Here is a 20,546-nt window from a genome sequence, read left to right as displayed (position 1 = left end):
GGACAGACGCACCTGTCCGGCCGTGTCGGCGTTGTGCGGTACCGCACGGCGGCGGATTCAAGCGACCGAACGCATCGACGATCGAAAACGCCGGTCGATCGAGGCGGAATCAGTACCGGTAGAAATCAGGTTTGAACGGACCTTCGACCGGCACACCCAGGTACTCGGCCTGCTTGGGGGTCAGTTTGGTGAGCTTCACACCAAGCTGTTCCAGGTGCAAGCGGGCGACTTCTTCGTCGAGCTTCTTGGGCAGGCAATGGACGCCGACCGGATACTTTTCGGGTTCCGTCCACAGGGCGATCTGCGCCAGCACCTGGTTCGTGAACGAGTTCGACATCACGAACGAGGGATGGCCGGTGGCACACCCCAGATTCACCAGGCGCCCTTCGGCCAAGAGGATGACCGAGTGCCCGTCGGGGAACACGTACCGATCGACCAGCGGTTTGATGTTGACACGCTTGGCGCCCGATTGGTTTTCCAGCCAGGCCACGTCGATCTCGGTGTCGAAGTGACCGATGTTGCACACGATGGCGCCGTCTTTCATTTGCTGCATGTGCTCGCCGCGGATGACGTCGCAGCAACCGGTCGCGGTGACGAAGATGTCGCCGATCGGGGCGGCCTCTTCCATGGTCGTCACCTCGTAGCCTTCCATGGCGGCTTGCAGAGCGCAGATCGGGTCGATCTCGGTGATCAGCACCCGCGCACCGTACGATCGCATCGACTGGGCACAACCTTTGCCCACGTCGCCGTAACCGGCCACGACGACGATTTTACCGGCCACCATGATGTCGGTCGCGCGTTTGATGCCGTCGGCCAGCGATTCCCGGCAGCCGTAGAGATTGTCGAATTTGCTCTTGGTGACCGAGTCGTTGACGTTGATCGCGGGAACCTTCAGCTCGCCGCGGGCATGCATTTGGTACAGGCGATGCACGCCGGTGGTGGTTTCTTCCGACAGGCCGCGGATGCCCGGCAACAGGTGGGCATACTTTTCGCTATGGACCATCGCGGTCAAATCGCCGCCGTCGTCGACGATCAGGTTCAACGGTTCACCATCGGGGAAGATCAACGTTTGTTCGATGCACCAGTCGTATTCTTCGTCGGTTTCGCCTTTCCAGGCGTAGACGGGAACGCCCGTCGCCGCAATAGCGGCGGCCGCGTGGTCCTGCGTCGAGAACTTGTTGCAACTGCTCCACTGGACCTCGGCCCCGAGCTCGGTCAGGGTCTCGATGAGAACCGCCGTTTGGATCGTCATGTGCAGACATCCCGCGATGCGGGCGCCCTTGAGCGGCTTTTGCGGGCCGTACTTGCGCCGCAGGGCCATCAACCCCGGCATTTCTTTTTCGGCCAGTTCGATTTCTTTGCGGCCCCAGTCCGCCAATGAAATGTCGGCCACCTTGTACGGCAATTTCGTTTCGACGTTCGCCATGGGCGTTTTACCTCGCCTTGTGAAAAAGACTCTACGTTAGCTTGCGATTGGGTGCTTTACGATCTTCGGGTGATATGCCAAGGATGCGGGCTACCGATAAATGAGGAGAAACCTTTGGACGCTTGCCCGTTCGTTTGCCGTCGTGCGGCGATGAAATCTTTCCTGTGCGATCGGTCGGTAAGGGAGCCGAAACCTGGTCGCCCTTCTTGTGAATCGACTAATCGACGGATCTACTATCCGGCTCATGATAGAGGGACCGATCCCCCTTTGGCAACCCCTCGGTGTTCGCACGAGACATCCTCGCGTGGGGTGTCGTGCCGTGCCGCTCGGCCCTCGAATGGGTGCTGAACGCAGGCAGCTAGGGCTCCATCCACGCCGAGCGGGCATTCTCGACAAACTGGAACAGTTTTTCGCGAGACTTGCGGCCGGGAGATTCTTCGACGCCGCTGGCCACGTCGACGGCCCTCGGATGGACCAGGCGGATCGCTTCAGCCACGTTGTCGGGGCTCAACCCACCGGCAAGGATCAACGGAGGCATCGCGGGCAACTTCGTGAATTCGACGGCGATTCGCCAATCGAAGGTTTGGCCCGTGCCGCCGTAGTTCTTCGGAGTCCGCGCGTCGAACAAGACCATCTGTGGTCGCCGGGCCTGTTCGTGCAGTTTGGCAAGCTGTTCTTCGATCGGCAGTAATCCCCGCCCGTCGACTCGAAACGCCTTGATATACGGAACGTTGGGAAGCAGCGTGATCGCTTCCGGGGATTCGTCCCCGTGCAGTTGGACGGCGTCGAGACCGACCTCGGCCACGATCTTCCGAATCGTCGGGGGATGTTCGTTTACGAAGATGCCGACGGTGATCACGTCCCGCGGGATGGAATCGACGATTGCTTTCGCCGTTTCGGGCGACACGTAGCGCGGGCTGGGGGGATAGAAGTTCAGGCCGATGGCGTCCACTCCGGCCTCGACCGCGTCGATCGCGTCACGAACTGAGGTAATCCCGCAGACCTTGATCTGAAACATTTTTGCCTTGGATCTTGTCTAGATTGCCTATGTTGGCTCGTTGAGTGTCGATACTGTTCGTTTGGAAATCGATCGGTGTTGGGTGGAATGATTTCCGGTTTAGGGGACGACTCGGAATGGCGCGGCGGAGTACCCTCGCCGGCGCGAGAGGCGCTTCCCGGCTGCAAAATCCGTTTTTCCTGTGGGATCCGTTTAAAGGTTCCGATCTCCCCGAACCGATGTCGACTTCCGGAGTGTTGGCTTCCGGGCGATCGCGCGTGCGCCGACGGCGCGAGAGTTAAGGATGCACCATTGCGGAAGCTCATGATGGACCACCCATATTAAGGGGGCGAGTCAAACCGTTGTGCGGTGGTCCTCATCGACGGGAGAAAAAGCTCTCAGTTTGTAGTTCCACTTACCTAACTAATTTTACGTTGCGTGTTTTCGTGGAGGTCGTCACGAATTCATTTTTTGCGTCGAACTGCACGATCGTAGGGTGTCGACAGCCCGCAAAGTTTTGGTAATCCCGACCTTTCGATGGGGCGTTCGACGGACGAACGGTTCCGAATCGAAGTTCGGAGAAACATTATTGTACTCCTGCCCAACCGGGCGTCGATCCCCCAGACGTGCGGGGCACTGGAGCTGCCGAGCCGTGAGCCGCCGATAAGAGATTGACGACTATGTCGCGCATCCGAGGGAATCTTGATCGACTCCATTGGCCGGGGGCCTTGGTGAGCGCCCTCGTCGTCTTTGCGATCTCTTGCGGCGGGTGGCTGCTCCGACCGACGGCGAACGACGCCGCGCCGTCGACTCGCGAGGTGATGCGGGCGGAAACGTCTCCTGCGATGAGGATCGAATGGCGCGGTGACGACCGGGCGGCCAACCCGGCGGTTGCGGTTTCTGACGAGGGGGCACGTCTTCATGAAGCACTGCGCGAGCGGGCACACGAGGCTCTTCGGCAGCTCGCGGTAGACTTGGAGACGGCTTTGGCCGAACAGGGGTTGGACGCCGATGTGACGCTTTCGCTGGGGCCGAGCGACGGATGCCTGACCGTCCGAGCGCGGCAATCGCTTGCGCCCGGTCGGATTCTTGCAATCGAACAGGTCGTCCGCGACCAATTGCAACGCATGCAGTCGGATCGTTATCACGATTACGCAAATCGCCACGAGGACGCCTTGGCGGCGGAACGGCAATTGTATCAGACGCGGGCCTTGTGCGATCGGTTCTTGAACGGCTTTTTCCAGGAGATTCGCGAATCGGGGCGGCGTCTCGCCTTGCTGAATCCTTCCGATTTGACCGCTCAACAGCCGGCGCCGCCGGTAGGGGCCCAGTGGGGATCGTCGTTGTTCGGTCGCGCGCGGCGAACAATCGATCCGCAAAGCGATCTCGCAAGACGTGAGCTTCACGAAATCGAAAACCGGTTGATGGCCCTGCGCGAAGAACGTGCGGCAAAATCGGCGACTTTTACCGAGCAACATCCGGATATCATCCGATTGGACCACGACATCGCCGGATTGGAGGTCCGACGTGCGGCGATCCTCCGACAAATCGGCGAAGCGAACGCGTCGTCCGACAAGCCGCGCATCATGACGCCGGCTCCCGGTACGCAAACCGACGAAATGCGATCACAGATCGTTTCCCAGGCCGAGGCCCCAAATTTCGACGATCTGCGGGAACACGGTCGTTCGCTCTGGACGGCCACATGCCGTTATGATCAATTTCGTGAGCTATCAGCCGGGCAAGAAGCCCGATGGCGAGAAGCAAAACTGGCCGAATCGGAAGCATGGTTGCGGTTGCGGGCCGTCGAAGGCTTGCGACTAGTGCCGGTTTCTACGGCACATGTCGTTTTCGAGTCCACCGCCGACGCCGACGTACCCGTCCACCGGATTACGACCGCCTTGTTGATCGGGATCATCTGTGCTGCCGGGGCGGCCATGATGTGGCTGCTGCTTACCCGGGACCGCGTGGTAGCGAGCGTGCGTGAGGCCGAGCAGGCTTCCGGATTGCCGGTCGTCGATGTCGTGCCGCAAGGCGACGAGGATGCCGACCGGCGGACGACGATCCGAATCGTCCGATAGCCGAAAGCGTCGAGACCGGGGGAATGCCTCCCCGTCGACGAAACCAAGGAAGGAACCGACAGGGGTAACGGAGTACCGATGTACGAAGAACATTTCGGTTTTCAACGTCGACCTTTTCCGGCGGCGTGCGATTGCGATTTGTACGTGCTGGTCGAACCGTTCGACGAGGCGCTCGAGCGATTGACGCGGACGATCGCCCGCGCCGAAGGCGTCGGATTGGTGGTCGGCCCGACGGGGACCGGAAAAAGCCTGTTGTGTCGCCTGTTGATCGAGCAATTTCGCGATCGGATGGAAATTTGTCATCTGGCAGGCGGACGCTTGGGCCGACCGCGGCTTCTGTTACAGGCCTTGTTGTTCGCACTGGGGCAGCCTTATCGCGGGATGGACGACGGCGAGTTGCGATTGGCGCTCGATGCGTATTTGACGCGCCGACCGTTCGAGTACGAGGCCGTGCTGGTGATCGTCGACGAGGCACACACGCTCCCGCAACGTGTGCTGGAAGAATTGCGTTTGTTGCTGAACTTGACGGTCGACGACCAGCCTCGCGTGCGCATGGTGTTGGCCGGGGGATCGGCCTTGGAAGAAAGGCTTGCGTCGCCCCGTTTGGAAGCCTTCAGTCAGCGGATCACCGCTCGCTGCTACCTCGACGCGCTGAGTTTTGCCGAGACGAAAGCGTACGTTCGCGGCCAGGTCGACGCAGCCGGCGGCGACGGTGCACGTGTGTTTCCCGGCGAGGCTGTCGAAGCGATCTATCAGGCGACCGGCGGCGTTCCGCGGCTTATCAATCAACTTGCCGATCACGCCCTGGTGACGGCGTTCGCCGAAGGAATGGAATCCGTTTCTCGCCACGCGGTCGAGTGGGCATGGGCCGATCTCCAGCAGCTTCCTACGCCGTTTCACGAAGCGGCGCCGTCTTCTTCGGCATCGACCGGCGGAAGCGCTTCGACGATCGAGTTCGGCAGCTTGCAGGACGACTTCGACGAGACGCTGGAGACCGCCTCGGAACGCGTTGAACAGGTGATCGAAGAAGAATCGGCCGCGGTCGTCGAATTCGGGAGCCTCGACGACGAGGACGACGCCTCCCATGCGTCCGCCGATGAGCCGTCTACCGATCTTGCGGAGGTCGATCCGCCGGTGTCGCCGACGCGCACGGCCCACGAGGAGTTCGTCGCGGCGACACCTACTGAACGGCTCGAGATGGCCGAAGCGGCGATCGAATCGCTCCAAGAGGATTACGAGCCGGAATCCCACGAACGCCACAGCGAGTTGGAGGTCATCTTCGAAGATTGGGGAAACCCGTTCGAGGAACAGTTCGAGGAAGAAGTGCCCGTCGCCGTTCGCGGCACGGATCGGACCGCAGCAGGAACGCCCGAAGATTCCGGCGCCGTTTCACATGTGCCGAATCCTGTCGTGAAGACGCGTGCGAAGGCACCGTCTGAAGCGGTCGACGGACAGTCGATGCCGCTTGCAGAGCACGCGCCGGCGCCGCCCACTGTAAAGACGCCTGCTGAGCCGTCGATCGTGGCAAGTGAGGTTTCGGACTTCGCGCCGGTCGAGATGACGGTCGGTCCGGTAGCGGGCGATTTGCCGTTGGACGCTGTGTGCGTGTCGGCATCGACACCGACGCTCGGCGATGGCGATGACACCGTCGGCGGCGAGTCGCTCGACACGTTGGCGCCGGTCGAACCGTTGGCCGAATTCACGTCGTTGGACGTGCCGGAGATCGGCCAAGTGTCGCAAGAGGTTGCTCCGGTCGCACGAGCCGACACAAAGGAATCGGACCGGAACGCCGCTTCCGAAAAAGAGGCATCGGAACGGCGGTCGGAGGACGCCGCCGAGGAGCGTGCCCGCGTGTTGCGTATCGTTGCGAATGTCGAAGACGATGATCGCTTTCCCGCCGGGAAGCGTGCGGTGCGACGTCGCGAGTTCGGTCGCTTGTTTTCGAGGCTCAGGCGAATCAGTTGACGTGCGGTGAGGACGTTTGCACCGCAAGCCGCGCCGCGCTGGAAGTAGTGTAGGTGAACACGATGAGCAAGATGCTCGATGCCCTGCAACGATTGGAGAAGAAGACGCGGCAGACGTCCGAGGCGGGCGAGGTTGCGTCGCCGGCTTCGCAAGAGAACAGCTCCGTCGAGCAAGATGCCGAACGAACCGGCACCGTGGCTTCCGACTCGCAAGAGGAAGCGGAACAAGACGTTTCTTCTCTCAGAACTGATGAAGCGGAAGAAGTCGTTCCGAACGGCCCGTTCGATCTGGCTGCCGCCGTTTCCGCGGCCGATGCGGTAATGGGTAGCGACGATGTCGGGCCGCAACCGATCCATTCCCCTTTCCACGTCGAAAACGCCTTTGAATCGTCGGAGGAAGAGGAATCGGACGCTGCACCCGAGTCGGTTGCGATCACAGAGCGATCGACTCGCAAGCCGCAAGCTCGATTGCAACTGGCGGCCGATACGTTCACTCCGGCGGTGGCGCACGAAGTACGTCTCTTTCGCATGCGATTCCACACGATGGCGCGGCGATATCGTCACGAGGCGATTTCCGTCGCCGACGCCGTTTGCGGAGCCGCAGCGTCGATCGGGCCGGCGGTGGTCGCGTTGCCGCGAATGGGGCAGAGCGACGGCAGGGAGATTCTTCCGGCCGTTGCGGTCGAATTGCAGGCCCGGCTGAACGGCGAAGTCCTGCTCGTCGACGGTGATTACCGGGAGAACGCGCTCACACGGCGGTTGGATTGTCTGTCGTGGCACGCCTTCGGCGATGTCGTGCTGGGCGCGATGCCGTGGTCCGATCCGGCGATGTTCAGCGGGATCGAAGGCGTTACCTTTTTGCCCGGCGGACCGTTGCCCGGAGCCGATCTCTCGCTTCCGCAGTGGGTCGACGCCGAGGAACTCTACGCCCGTTGGCGCGACAAATTTCACGTAACGCTTATCACCTTGCCGCCGCCTTCCGACGGAATTGCGGCACGGCTGGCAGCGCAGGCCGACCTTGTCTTTCCGTGGTGCGAAAGCGGTTGTTGCGGCCGGCGGGAACTCGCCCGCGAGATGAAACGCCTGCGCAAACAATCGGCCTGTTGCGTATCGGTGATCATGATCTTTGGGCGGTAATCGACCGGCGGGAAGGCACCGGCGGTTTCTCTCGTCTTCGGCGCGGCATAGAATGGACGCGGATGGTCCGTTTGCTTTCTGCGAGGATGCCTGCCGATGACCGTAGCTTCGGATGCCCGCGCATCGATCCGTTTGCGCATCGAAGGAATGCACTGTGCGGGGTGCGTCGCCCGGGCGCAACGAGCGCTCGAACACGTGCCCGGCGTGCGCGCGGCTTCGGTGAACCTGGTTACCTCCGAGGCGGTCGTGGAAGGCGAGATCGACGATCCGCAACCGTTGATCGACGCGATCGCGTCGGCGGGGTACAAGGCTTCGATTATCGAAACGGGCGGTGATTCACCCGACGAGTTGTTCGTCCGTCAAGAAGAAGAGACGCTCGCCTGGAAGCAGCGTTTCTATCTTTCGGCGTTGCTCTTGATCCTGTTGATTGCAGGCAGTTACATCGGCATCTTGCACGGTCGCTGGCTGCTCGGGGCGCAATGCATACTCGCCGGCATCATTCAGTTCGTCATCGGGTACCCGTACTTGCGCGGAGCGGCACGATCGCTCGTGCGCGGCGGCCTGAACATGGACACGCTGATCGCGTTGGGAACCCTGACGGCGTTTTCGGCAGGTGTGGTCGTGCTCGTCCGATCGATCATCGATCCGGCGTTTCACGTCGAATGGCACGGTCGGATGTATTTTCTCGACGCGTCGATGATTATCACGTTTGTCACGCTGGGCAAGTTTCTCGAACATTACGCCCGCGGAAAAACGACGGATGCCATTCGAGCCCTGGTCGAGCTCGCGCCGGAAACGGCCGTCGTCGTTCGTGCCGGCCAAGCGGCGGAAGTGCCGCTTGTTGAGGTCGGGATCGACGAGACGATAATCGTCCGCCAGGGCGAGCGCATTCCGTTGGATGCCGTGGTTCTCGACGGTACCTCGGAAGTCGATGAATCGTGGCTTACCGGCGAGTCGATGCCCGTGGCGAAAGGCCCCGGCGACTTGGTGTTGGCGGGCACGGTCAACGGCAATGCCGCGCTGACTTGTCGTGTGTTGCGGCGTAGCGACGAGACGATGCTGGCCCGCGTCGTGCAACTGGTCGAGCAGGCGCAGGCCTCGAAACCGCCGATCGCTCGGCTCGCCGATCGGGTGACGGCATGGTTCGTGCCGGTCGTTTTGTTGATTGCATTCGGGGCATTCGCGACATGGGGAATTGCCGGTGATTGGCCCACGGCGCTGCGCAGCTTGGTGGCCGTGCTGGTGATCGCGTGTCCGTGTGCCTTGGGATTGGCGACGCCGACGGCCGTGGTCGCGGCAAGCGGGACGGCAGCCCGTTTCGGGATCTTGGTCAAAGACGGGGCTGCGCTCGAGGCGATCACCCGCGTCGAAGTCGTCGTGCTCGACAAGACCGGCACGCTCACGTTGGGCAAACCGGTCGTTTGTGAAGTGTCGCTGGCGACGGGAGTGACCGAAGCCGAATTGTTGGCAGCGGCGGCCGCAGCCGAAGCGGGCTCCGGCCATCCGACGGCCGCAGCAATTCTGGCGGCGGCCCGCGAGCAAAACGTTGCCGTCGAGCCGGCCCGCGACCTTCGCATCGAGCCGGGAAAGGGGGTCTGCGGAACGTGGCGCGGAAAGCGACTTCTGGTCGGTACCCGCGAGTTGCTCGTCGGCGAAATCGGCGAGTTCGAGACGGCGACCGCCGAGATCGAAGGCCGTTTGGTCGTTCACGTGGCGTTGGGTGAGCGGCGTTTGGGGCGGATCGTTCTCGAAGATGTCGTTTCGGAAACGAGTCGCGAGGCCGTCTCGCAATTGCGGGCAGAGGGGCTGCGTGTCCGTATGGTTACCGGCGATAGACGCCCCGTCGCCGAACGCGTGGCCGAGGAATTGGGCATTCTCGAATGGGATGCTGAACGCACGCCCGAGCAAAAACACGCCGTAGTACGAAAACTGCAAGAAGCCGGTACACCGGTCGCGATGGTCGGCGATGGAATCAACGATGCCGCGGCACTGGCCGAGGCGAGCGTCGGCATTGCGATCGGCACAGGCGCCGACGTGGCCGTCGAATCGGCCGACGTGGTGCTGGCCGAAAACGATTTGCGAGCGGTCGTTCGGTTCGTGCGCTTGGGCAGGCGAACGTTGCGGATCATCCGGCAAAATCTTGCCTGGGCGCTGGTGTACAACGTGATTTTGATTCCGTGTGCCGCCGGGGTATTGATTCCGCTGTGGGGCGTCGGAATTCCGCCGGCCGCAGCGGCGGGCGCCATGGCGGCCAGCAGCGTCAGCGTGGTGACGAACAGCCTGCGCTTGCGACGATTTCGTTGACGGCGATGCGCGAGCGGCCGACGTCTTGCACCTTGGAAGCGGCGGGACGGTCGGCAAGAATGGGTGCCGATTCGCAAGCGGCGCGATGCGGATCGCCCGATCGGGGGCAATGTCAATGGCGGATCGAGCCAATCACTACGAGGCGGCATTCGAGGCGTTCTTACGGCACTACCGCGTGCCTTATATCGCCGTCGACGAGGCCAAACGCAGCCTGTGCGAAGCGGATCAGTCGATCAAGAGTCTCGATTTCGTCGTCACGGCTAAAGGCGTCAACTGGCTGGTCGACGTCAAAGGACGCCGTTTTCCTTCGGGGCCTCGCGGTTCCGACTATTGGCGAAATTGGGCGTTCGAGGAGGACCTCGTTTCGCTCGACCGTTGGGAAAAGCTGTTCGGTCCCGGCTTTGCCGGGTTGTTCGTCTTCGCGTATCACCTGGTGAAAGATCGCTCCCCCTTGCCTGCCGAACAATTGTTCGAGCATCAGCAGCGGTTGTATGCCTTCGTGGGGGTCGAGCTGGCCGTCTATCGGCAAAAAGCCGTCGAGATTTCGCCCAGTTGGCAAACGGTTGCCGTGCCGCGTCGTGAATTTCGGCGGATGGTACGCCCCGTATGGGAATTGCTGGGAATCTCGCCCGAGCTCAGGCGGCCCGATGCAACAGGGGTGTTGCCGAATGCGTGTCCAGCTCAGGAGACCAATTCGAGTCCCGCCCATAAACTGGGATCGGAAGCAAACGGTAATGACGGCGAGTCGACCGATAGCGTTTGGTGACCGAGTTCACGATCGACGACCAGGTAGTTGAATCCCAGCCGGGGATGCTCTTCGGGATCGTAACCGGTGAGTGCGTCGGCTTCGAAGTAGATGTCGAGCCGATACCCCTTATCCAGGAGTCGGGAACGACAGTGCACGGCATCGGGACGTCGGGGATGCGGGGTGCCCTGCGCACGCGGGATCGGCACGGCCGCCCGCACAGGCGATTTTTCGTCGGCACCGCCGCCGAACGGCAGGATGACGAACCGATGGCAAAACCGTGAGGCCCGGTGGACGTCGCGCACGCCGCGCGTGTCGATCCAAAGGTGTAAGCCGTCGCTGTCTTCGATACGGCTGCGCCGACACCAAGGCGACTGTTTCTTGCCGGTCACCGTCAATCGAACGGCCAATCCCGAAGGGTTCCAGCCGACCGCAACGTCGGCAAACGAGCGGCGACCGTCGATTGCCGACGTGTTCGGCAAGATGTCCTCGTCGCGCAGAGGTGTTCCCGTTTCGGTCCAAAGGGTGTCGTGTCGGCGGACGGGAAACGTCCAACGAAACAACAACCGGCCGGGAATCAAATCGTCGAGCATCGGAACCATTCTCCGGGAATCTCATCGCGTGCGTGGGATTTCATACGAACACAAAGCGAGGTCACTTCTTCCGGTCAGGACGATCGAATTGGGCTTCGGCGCATTCCTTGAGCAATGCCGACAGTTCGGTCGGGTTCACGTCGGCAAGGGTTTTGAATCGCAGACGGACGTGATCGAGGTCGGCTCGTGAACCGTCGATCGACGGCGATCGGCCGATCGACAAGATGCGACCTTGCGTGATGCGATTCTTGGGGACCGGTAAGACCAGCCGCAGGGCGTTCGGTCGTTTCGTGTGCAAGATCGCCCAAGCGGTCCCCGTTTCGGGATGGATGAACGGTACGGTGACTTTGTTTTTCCAACCAACGCGGCTGTTCGGTACGACTTCCAACAGCAACTCGCAGAGCCGGTCCAAGAGTTCGGGTTTCCAACGCCGCGACGTGCCCGCGGGAAACCCTCGATCGAGAGTGTGCCATTTCTTGCCGAGTGCTTTCCAGGGGAGCAGGTCTTGCGGATTCGTTTCGGCCTTTTCGACGACGCGCAAGAATCCGTCCATCGCGCGATCCAAGAACGACCAGAATTCGGGGCGATCGATTTCGGCGAACGAGTGGACTCGCAATTCGATTTCTTGCCACGGCGACCGATTCGTCACGTGCGTGCGCGGTTCGCGGCCGTACAACGGCAAGTCGGGCATTTCGTTGAGCGGTTTCAGGTCGAGCTGTTCGATCAACTCTTTGGCGTCGAAGGTGTTCCGCGCCGTACGGAACTTCATCTTCAGCAGCCAGCGCTCGCCGGTGATGGCGTGGAAGAACCAACCGGCCGATTTTTTCTTGGCGCGAATCTCGACGATCGTCTGCGAATTCCAATCGACGGGACTGAAACGGTCGGTGGCGTCGATGTAATCGACGACCGCAGCAAGCGCGCGACCGTCCCAGCGGACTTCTTCGCCCGAGCGACTCGTTCGCAACTCGGTGTGCCATCGGCGGCCGTCCGTTTCCCAAGGCATGGGAATTTCGGCACCGACTTCCTCGATGTCGAGGTCGCCTTCGCGGCGTTTCGCTTCGGTCTCGGGATCGTATTTCTTGCGTTCCACGTAAGGTCCGGCGTCGAGAACCGGAGCGAGAGCTTCACCGGTGTACGAATAGAAGACGGTGCCGACTTCGGGGACTTCGGCGATCGTTTCGGCATCGTTCAAGAAACGGACGGATGATGCTTTCCGTCGCTGTTTCCCGTCGAATGCGTTTCGCATTTCGCGGAAGCGGTCGGCATGGCGACGGATGTCCTCGGGGGTGCCGCAGGCGACGACGTATCCGCCCTCGGTGCCCGCTTCAGGTCCCAGGTCGATGACCCAATCGGCGGTTTTGATGACGTCCAAGTTGTGCTCGATTACGACGACTGTGTTGCCCAGGTCGACCAGGCGTGCCAACACCTCGAGCAACCGTGAGAGGTCTTCAAAGTGCAGCCCGGTGGTGGGTTCGTCGAGAAGGTACAGCGTCTTGCCGGTGTCGGGACGCGCCAACTCGGCGGCCAGTTTGACGCGTTGTGCCTCGCCGCCGGAAAGAGTATTCGACGGTTGACCGAGGCGGACGTAGCCCAACCCGACGTCGCACAAGAGTTGGAGGATGCGGCGGATCTTGGGAATGTTTTCAAACAGCCGCAACGCTTGGGCACACGGCATTTCCAGTACGTCGGCGATACTTTGGCCGTGGTATTTGACGGCCAAGGTTTCAGCATCGTACCGTTTGCCCTTGCAGGCGTCACATTCGACCCACACGTCGGGCAAGAAGTGCATTTCGATCTTACGATAGCCGGCGCCTTCGCACTTCTCGCAACGTCCGCCGGGAACGTTGAAGCTGAATCGCCGGGCCGAAAAACCCCGCATCTTCGCTTCGGGTAATTGGGCGAAAAGTTGCCGGATCAAGTCGAACACGCCGGTGAAGGTGGCCGGGTTCGACGTCGGTGTTTGGCCGAGCGGTTGTTGGTCGACACGAATCACCTTGTTGATCAGCTCGATTCCCAAGACGGCATCGTGTGCTCCCGGCGTCGTTCCCGCCCGATGAAGTTGTCGGGCGAGTGCCTGGTAGAGGATGTCTTCGACCAGCGAGCTTTTTCCACTGCCGCTGACGCCGGTGACGGCGGTAAGGGTACCCAGCGGGATAGCCGTGTCGATGCCCTTCAAATTGTGATGGGCGGCGCCGCGAATCTCGAGCCAACCGCCGCCGGGAGGCACGATCTTCGAACGGTCGGCCCGGTGCACGAAGGGCCCGAAGGTGGTCTTCTTTTTCTTTTGACTCGACGCCGTTGCGGCCGCTTCGGTCAGGTGCGGCATACGGCGATTTTCGGGGATAGGAATTGCTTTCTTGCCGACCAAGTAGGGGCCGGTGACCGACTTGCGTTTCTTCGCGATCGCTTCAGGCGTGCCGTGCGCGACGATTTCGCCTCCGGCATGTCCGGCCTTGGGGCCGAAGTCGAGCACATGATCGGCCGCGGCGATGACCTCTCGGTCGTGTTCTACCAGGAGTAAGGTATTGCCCAGGTCCCGCAATTTCTTCAAGGCGTTGAGCAACCGGCGGTTGTCGCGGGGATGGAGTCCGATCGTCGGTTCGTCCAAAACGTACAGCACGCCGCACAGCCCGCTGCCCACTTGCGCCGCCAGCCGGATACGCTGCGATTCGCCGCCGGAAAGCGTCGGCGCCGGACGATTGAGCGTCAGATAATCGAGACCCACGTCGACCAAGAACCGCGTGCGATCGAGGATTTCGCGAACGACGTCTCCGGCAATCGATTGTTCGCGGGAGTCGAGTTGCCAGCTTTCAACCTCTTCCAACAGCCGCCGCAGCGGCAGGCGACACCAACCGTCGATCGTGCGACCGCGGAAGCGTACGGCGGCCGCATCCGCCCGCAGGCGACTTCCGTAGCACAACGAGCATTCGACCTCGTCCATGATGTCGCCGAGCAGCGAGCGGACACGATTCGACATTCGCGAGGCGTTTGTCAGCGCCGTGTTGATTCCTTCGTAACTGAAGCGGCACACCTCAGGGTTTCGCGAGGCGGTTGCATGAAAAACGCGAGCATCCGTCGGATACTTGCCCGCTTCGGCCGCCGTCAGCAAGGCACGCGGGACGACGAACTCACGATCGTCGGCACCGTGAAAGATTATTCGGCGATGCCGGGCGTCAAGTTCGCGGAACGGTATGTCGTGCGGGATTCCGGTCTCTCGACAAAAGGCCCACAACATCGCGCGGGCCAACGGCGATCGGTCGGCGGGCCAAAGGTGTACGGCGCCTTCGTCGAGGGATCGTTCGGGATTTCGAATCAAGAACGAGGCGTTCTCACCCCGTTGCACGCCCAGCCCTTCACACGCGGGGCACCAACCCAGCGGGCTGTTGAACGAAAAGTTGTTCGGCGACAACTGCTCGAAACTCTCGCCGCACGAATCGCATGCGTAGTGCATGCTGTGAACGGCGACCGGCCAATGCTTTTCGGGCTTGTCGTCTTGCGGATACACCACGTGAACAACGCCTTTTCCCAAGTCGAGGGCCGTTTCGAGACTCTGCGCGATGCGGGCGCGGTTGTCTTTTCGGATGACCAACCGATCGACGATCACTTGAACCTCGTGACGCCGTCGTCGATCCATCGGGGGGACTTCATCGAGCGAATAGGTAATTCCGTCGATGCGCACGCGGGCGTATCCCGATGCCCGTAGTTCATCCCAGAGGTCTTCGTACTTTTCACCCACATGAACTTCGACCGGCGAAGCCAGGAACAATCGCGTCCCTTCGGGGTGATCACATACCTTGGCGACGATTTCGTCGGTCGTTTGCGTGCCGATGGGAATGTCGCAATTGGGGCAATACGGTTGGCCCAGTCGCGCCATGAGGATGCGGAAATAATCGTAGATTTCGGTAATCGTACCCACCGTCGAACGCGGTGTTCCTCCGGCGCGTTTCTGCTCGATGGCGACCGCCGGCGACAGTCCTTCGATATGATCGATGCGAGGTTTTTGCATCTGGCCGACGAACTGACGGGCGTAGGCGCTGAGACTTTCCACGTAGCGGCGTTGGCCCTCGGCGTAGACGGTATCCATCGCCAGCGAACTCTTGCCCGATCCGCTGGGCCCACAGCAGACCGTCATGCGGTCGCGCGGAATCTTGACGTCGATACTCTTAAGGTTGTGCTCCGATGCTCCTCGCACGACGATCGCTTTGTGCACCGCGTTTTTCTTGCGAGGGTGCTTCGGCTTACCGTTTTTCGGCTGCTTCGAAGCGGTCGAGCCGGGGAGAGTTTTGCCGGCCAGAACCTTTGCCAGTACGCGGCCGGTGTGCGACTCGGTGCACCGCGCCACGTCTTCCGGCGTTCCGGCGGCGACGATGCGCCCCCCGCGATCGCCGCCTTCGGGGCCTAAGTCGATGATCCAATCGGCGGTCTTGATGACGTCGATATTGTGTTCGACGACGACCACCGTGTTGCCGGCTTCGACGAAACCGTGCAACACTTTGAGCAACAATTCAATATCGGCGAAATGAAGGCCCGTGGTCGGCTCGTCGAGCAGATAGATCGTTCGGCCGGTGCTGATTTTGACCAGCTCGCGGGCGAGTTTGACGCGCTGCGCTTCGCCGCCGGAAAGTGTGGGTGACGGTTGTCCCAGTTTGATGTAGTCCAGGCCGACGTCGTGCAGCGTTTTCAGTTTGCGCACCACCGGGGGCACGTGTTCGAAGTGTTCGAGTGCCTCTTGCACATCCATTTCGAGCACGTCGGCGATCGACTTGCCGCGGTAACGGACCTGAAGCGTTTCGCGGTTGAAACGTTTTCCGTCACAGACGGGACAGGTGACCCATACGTCTGCCAAAAAGTCCATTTCCAGTTTCGTCGCCCCGTTCCCTTCGCAGGCTTCGCAGCGGCCTCCGGCCACGTTGAAGCTGAATCGCCCCGGCTTGTAGCCGCGGGCCTTCGCGTCGGGAAGCATGGCGTACCAGCGGCGAATTTCGTCGAACAACTTGATGTATGTGGCCGGGTTCGATCGCGGGGTGCGTCCGATGGGCGATTGGTCGATCGCGATCATCTTGTCGAGGTGTTCCAGCCCTTCGATGCCGCGATGTTTACCGGGCGTCCCGTTCCCGTGGTTCAGGTCGCGGCGGAGGACTTCGACCAGGATGTCGTTGACCAGTGAGCTCTTGCCCGATCCCGATACCCCGGTGATGCAGATGAACGTCCCCAACGGAAATTCGACGTCGATATTCTTGAGGTTGTTTTGCGCGGCACCGCGAATGACCAGCTTGTGACCGTTGCCCGCTCGTCGCTGGGAGGGAACGGGAATCTCCCGCTCGCCGGACAGGTAACGGCCGGTGATACTTCGTTTTTCGTTGAGGATGTTTTCCAGCGGTCCGGCGGCGACGACTTCGCCCCCGCGGACGCCCGGGCCGGGCCCGAAGTCGACGAGAAAGTCGGCCGCCCGCATCGTGTCTTCATCGTGTTCCACGACGACAACCGTATTGCCCTGGTCGCGCAACCGGGCCAGTGTTTCGAGCAACCGATCGTTGTCGCGCGGATGCAATCCGATCGACGGTTCGTCGAGGATGTACAAGACCCCCACCAGGCCGCAGCCGATTTGTCCGGCCAGTCGAATCCGCTGCATCTCACCGCCGGAAAGCGTCGGTGCCGAGCGGTCCAGGGTGAGATAATCGAGTCCCACGTTGCGGAGAAATTGAAGTCGGCCGCGGATTTCTTTGAGCGGTTCGGCCGCAATCTTTTCGCCGATGGCGTCGGTCTCGAGCGCGGCGAAGAATTCGGCGGCATCGCTGACGGCCAGGGCGACGACCTCGGGCAACGAAAGCTCGGGCCGGTCGTCGAACTTGGGTGAGGCCGTTCGCAGCTTCACGGCGCAGGCGCGGCGGTTGAGTCGTTTCCCGCCGCAGGCGGGGCACGAGATCACATCCATGTATTTTTCGAAATAGCGACGATGGATACGGCTTCGCGTGCCGTGGTATCGGTCGAGAAGTTGAGGGATGATGCCGGCGTACTTTCCACCCCATTTGCGACCCGACGGACCGGCCCGCCAGGTAAACGTGATGTGATCGTCGCCGGTGCCCCACAGCAGTTTGTGCCGGATCTCCTCGGGAAGTTCTTCCCACGCGGTTTCGAGGACGGTACCCGGCTCCAGGCCGTAGTCCTTTTCGAGTTTTTCTGCGACGCCTCGAAAGATATGCCGCTTCCAGCGGCCCATTTCTTTCCAGGTGCCGAGCGGTTCGATGCAGCCCTGTTGGAAGGATCGTGACGGATCGGGAATCAACCGATCGGGCGCGAAGGTGTGAACGCGCCCCAGCCCGTTGCATTCGTGGCACATGCCTTCGGGGCTGTTGAAACTGAACAGTTGCGGACTGGGCGGATCGAAACTCTTCCGGCACGACGGGCAGGCATACTCCGACGAAAAACGAAGTTCTGCGGCAGAACCGGCGTCGCCTTCCGGTTGTTCGTGAAAAACGACGAGCACTTCGCCCTCGCTCAAGCGGAGGGCGCTTTCCACTGCTTCGGCCAAGCGGGCTCGGCCCGTCGGACCGATCCGCACGCGATCGACGACCACTTCGACGTGGTGCCGCATATTGCGGTCGAGGGGAATCTCGTCGTCGAGTTTGAGGATGTCGCCGTCGACCCGTGCCCGGGCGTAACCTTGTTTCCGCAGGTCGGCGAACATATCGCGGAATTCGCCCTTTTGGCCGCGCACGACCGGGGCCAGTATCAACACCTGCTTGCCGCCGGCCTGTTCCAGGATTTGTTCGACGATTTGCTGTCGCGTTTGCGAGCTGATCGGAAGCTGACAATCGGGGCAATATCCCGTGCCTACCCGCGCGTACAAGATACGCAGGTAATCGTAGATCTCGGTGATCGTTCCGACGGTGGAACGCGGGTTTTGTCCTGCCGTTTTCTGGGCAATCGAGATCGAGGGGCTTAGTCCGTCGATCCGGTCGACGTTCGGTTTGGGCATCTGGCCGAGAAACTGCCGCGCGAACGTCGAAAGGCTTTCGACGTAACGGCGTTGCCCCTCTGCATACAACGTGTCGAACGCCAACGAGCTCTTGCCCGAACCGCTGACACCCGTCAGACACACGAGCGAGTGGCGCGGCAAGACGAGATCGACGTTCCGGAGGTTGTGTTCGCGGGCGCCGTGGACGTGAATGTCGGGTACGCTCATAGGGTTGTCGTATCTATTTGCCGATTCGGCGGATATGTCAAAATTGGCGGCCCTGGTCGGGCAGTGTCTTTGGTGATTTTAGGGAAAGTTTGCAGGCAAAGATTGGCCCCTGCGAGCGTGGAAATCCGCTCCTGGAGCTCGGTTTCGCCCGGCTGCACACACGGAGAGACTCGACGACCGAGACGATTCGACCGTCGCACGTTCCGGGGGCGTGCGTCATGAGCCTCCGTGCCTGATGAAAAGCGGTTCATGGGGGAAATGATCCAAAAAGTGCCAACCCGCAATTATAGGGGCGGCCGCACGAGAGCGACAAGCGAGCGAAAGAACGCTCGTTCGGACCAACGACGCCGGAGCTTTTTCCGGGCTTCAAAAGTCCGCATGTTCTCTACTATGCGCATCTCTTGTGTCTTGTGCGTATTACGCCAAAAGCTTTCTTGATGTCGGCGGCCGTGGTTTGGTAGGATTCGCGGCCCGACGGCGAAGGAACGGTCCGAGGTGCTGTCGGGACAAACCGGCGAAGCGAACACGATGGTGGGCATGGACGATTTTCCAATCGGACGATGTACGCGGCACTGCGCCGTCACCGAGCGAGAATTGACGCCCGGCGAGGTCTACTATGCTGCGCTGGTGGAAGACGGTGACGGCTGGAAGCGGCTCGATTTTTCGGCCGAAGCCTGGAAGGGACCGCCCGAAGGTTGTGTCGGATGGTGGAAGTCGCGGGTGCCCGAGCAAAACGCGAAACGGCGTCGTTGGGCCCCCACCGACATCATGTTGCGACTGTTGGACGCTTTGGCCGATCGGCCCGATCGGGCCGACATGCGTTACGTGCTGGCGCTGTTTTTGATTCGCCGTCGGTTGTTGCGGGAAGAAGAACGCGCCGGGGAAGGCGATTCGCAGATCTTGACCGTCTACTCGCCGCGGCTGGATCGAACGTGGGACATTCCCGTCGTCTATCCTGCTGAAGAGCGAGTGCGCCAAATCCAAGACGAACTGACGAAGTTGCTTCAGGGCGAAGGCGTCGACGAATTCATTTCCGACGACGAGACCGACGACGATTCGACAGAGGAATCGGACCAGGACGCGACGACCGACGAATCGACGGAATAGTTCGCCGCGTTGTCGAATAAACGCGAGGGAGTCATGGACGACAGCCCAAGACGAACGACCGGCCGCCTTTCGGAGAAGTCCCGGCAATGCGGGCACAGAATCTTGGCTTCGGCGTTGTTGGTTTTGTTGCCGCTGGTGTCGGCGTGCCAATATCTGCGTCCGCCCGTCGAAACGTACACAGGGCCGACCTTGCCGCCTTCTCCCTCGTTGGAACAGGTGGCGAACTTCGTCAACACGAATGCCCGTCAAATTCAGTCGTTCACGGCCGACCAGGCGAGCATTTCGGGGCCCGGATTTCCTTCCTTGCGTTCGCAAATCGTCTTCGAGCGGCCGCGGCGACTACGGATTCTCGGGGAGACGAGTTTGACCGGCTTGGAGTTGGATGTCGGCAGTAACGACGAACTGTTTTGGTTTTGGGTGCGCCGGAACGAGCCGCCGGCAACGTACTTTTGCCGATATGACCGGTATTACACTTCTGCGGCGCGGCAACTGGTGCCCATCGATCCCGAATACCTGATCGATGCGCTCGGGTTGGTCGAGATCGATCCGGCGAAGGTCATTTCGGGACCTGTGCCGGTGGCGGGCAACCGGCTTGAGATTCGCTCCCGGATCGATTCCCCCGAAGGACCGCTCACCCAGGTCTTGCTCGTCGACGCCAAGTACGGCTTGGTGACGGCTCAGCACTTGTACGACGAGAGCGGACGCTTGATCGCCTCGGCTACGAATTTGAACCATCGTCGCGACCCCGTCACGGGACTGACGCTGCCGCGGCGAGTCAAGATCGAGATCCCGCGTTCCGAGTTGTCTCTGCTGATCAATCTCGGCAATGCGAAAATCAACCGGGTCGTCGGCGACCGGACGCATTTGTGGACGATGCCGAATTACGCGGGCTATCCGTTGGTCGATCTTTCCGATCCGCGGATCCAAGCGATTCCTGCGGCCGCTACTCGATCGGAGGAACGCCGCCCCGCGTTCACGCTTCGGTAGGAGCGAGCGTCGAACGCCTTTC

At 61.2% G+C, this 20,546-nt stretch carries 11 protein-coding genes; 7 read left to right on the top strand and 4 right to left on the bottom strand.

Annotation, left to right across the window (positions count from 1 at the left end; all coding sequences use genetic code 11):
• Positions 1 to 109 precede the first annotated feature (109 nt).
• On the bottom strand, positions 110 to 1,426 hold the full coding sequence (gene ahcY / locus ACYQ2I_RS16300) for an adenosylhomocysteinase (RefSeq protein WP_460168094.1): 1,317 nt from the start codon (positions 1,424 to 1,426) through the stop codon (positions 110 to 112).
• Positions 1,427 to 1,784: 358 nt separating this feature from the next.
• Positions 1,785 to 2,444 (bottom strand): phosphoribosylanthranilate isomerase, encoded by a 660-nt coding sequence (locus ACYQ2I_RS16295; RefSeq protein WP_460168093.1) that lies wholly within the window; start codon positions 2,442 to 2,444, stop codon positions 1,785 to 1,787.
• A 659-nt stretch (positions 2,445 to 3,103) separates the two neighbouring features.
• Between ACYQ2I_RS16295 and ACYQ2I_RS16290 the strand changes: the two genes are divergently transcribed.
• The 5 genes from ACYQ2I_RS16290 to ACYQ2I_RS16270 all read left to right on the top strand — a co-directional run bounded on the left by ACYQ2I_RS16290 (position 3,104) and on the right by ACYQ2I_RS16270 (position 10,672).
• Entirely contained in the window at positions 3,104 to 4,501 is a 1,398-nt protein-coding gene (locus ACYQ2I_RS16290; RefSeq protein WP_460168092.1) for a hypothetical protein, read from the top strand.
• Positions 4,502 to 4,579: 78 nt separating this feature from the next.
• The gene (locus ACYQ2I_RS16285; RefSeq protein ID WP_460168091.1) at positions 4,580 to 6,466 is read left to right on the top strand and encodes an ExeA family protein; all 1,887 of its coding nucleotides are present in this window, start codon (positions 4,580 to 4,582) and stop codon (positions 6,464 to 6,466) included.
• A gap of 62 nt (positions 6,467 to 6,528) precedes the next feature.
• Positions 6,529 to 7,602, top strand: a complete 1,074-nt coding sequence (locus ACYQ2I_RS16280) for a P-loop NTPase family protein (protein WP_460168090.1) — start codon at positions 6,529 to 6,531, stop codon at positions 7,600 to 7,602.
• A 96-nt stretch (positions 7,603 to 7,698) separates the two neighbouring features.
• Positions 7,699 to 9,906 carry a heavy metal translocating P-type ATPase gene (locus ACYQ2I_RS16275; RefSeq protein WP_460168089.1) on the top strand — a complete coding sequence of 736 codons (2,208 nt, stop codon included), beginning with the start codon at positions 7,699 to 7,701 and terminating at the stop codon, positions 9,904 to 9,906.
• 115 nt (positions 9,907 to 10,021) lie between these two features.
• The gene (locus tag ACYQ2I_RS16270) at positions 10,022 to 10,672 is read left to right on the top strand and encodes an HYExAFE family protein (protein WP_460168088.1); all 651 of its coding nucleotides are present in this window, start codon (positions 10,022 to 10,024) and stop codon (positions 10,670 to 10,672) included.
• On the opposite strand, the gene ACYQ2I_RS16265 is transcribed toward ACYQ2I_RS16270, so the two are convergent.
• Complete coding sequence (locus ACYQ2I_RS16265) at positions 10,588 to 11,244, bottom strand: DOMON domain-containing protein (protein WP_460168087.1); 657 nt, start codon at positions 11,242 to 11,244, stop codon at positions 10,588 to 10,590. The genes ACYQ2I_RS16270 and ACYQ2I_RS16265 overlap by 85 nt on opposite strands.
• 61 nt (positions 11,245 to 11,305) lie before the next feature.
• Positions 11,306 to 18,430: an excinuclease ABC subunit UvrA gene (uvrA, locus tag ACYQ2I_RS16260; RefSeq protein ID WP_460168086.1), complete on the bottom strand. Its 7,125-nt coding sequence runs from the start codon at positions 18,428 to 18,430 to the stop codon at positions 11,306 to 11,308.
• Between the two features lie 495 nt (positions 18,431 to 18,925).
• Here uvrA and ACYQ2I_RS16255 point away from each other — a divergent pair, with 495 nt between their 5' ends.
• Complete coding sequence (locus ACYQ2I_RS16255; protein WP_460168085.1) at positions 18,926 to 19,537, top strand: hypothetical protein; 612 nt, start codon at positions 18,926 to 18,928, stop codon at positions 19,535 to 19,537.
• Between the two features lie 33 nt (positions 19,538 to 19,570).
• Complete coding sequence (locus tag ACYQ2I_RS16250) at positions 19,571 to 20,524, top strand: hypothetical protein (protein WP_460168084.1); 954 nt, start codon at positions 19,571 to 19,573, stop codon at positions 20,522 to 20,524.
• Positions 20,525 to 20,546: the final 22 nt, after the last annotated feature.

It is taken from the genome of Thermostilla marina, from assembly GCF_054657455.1.
This window is presented reverse-complemented; position numbering and strand designations above follow the sequence as displayed.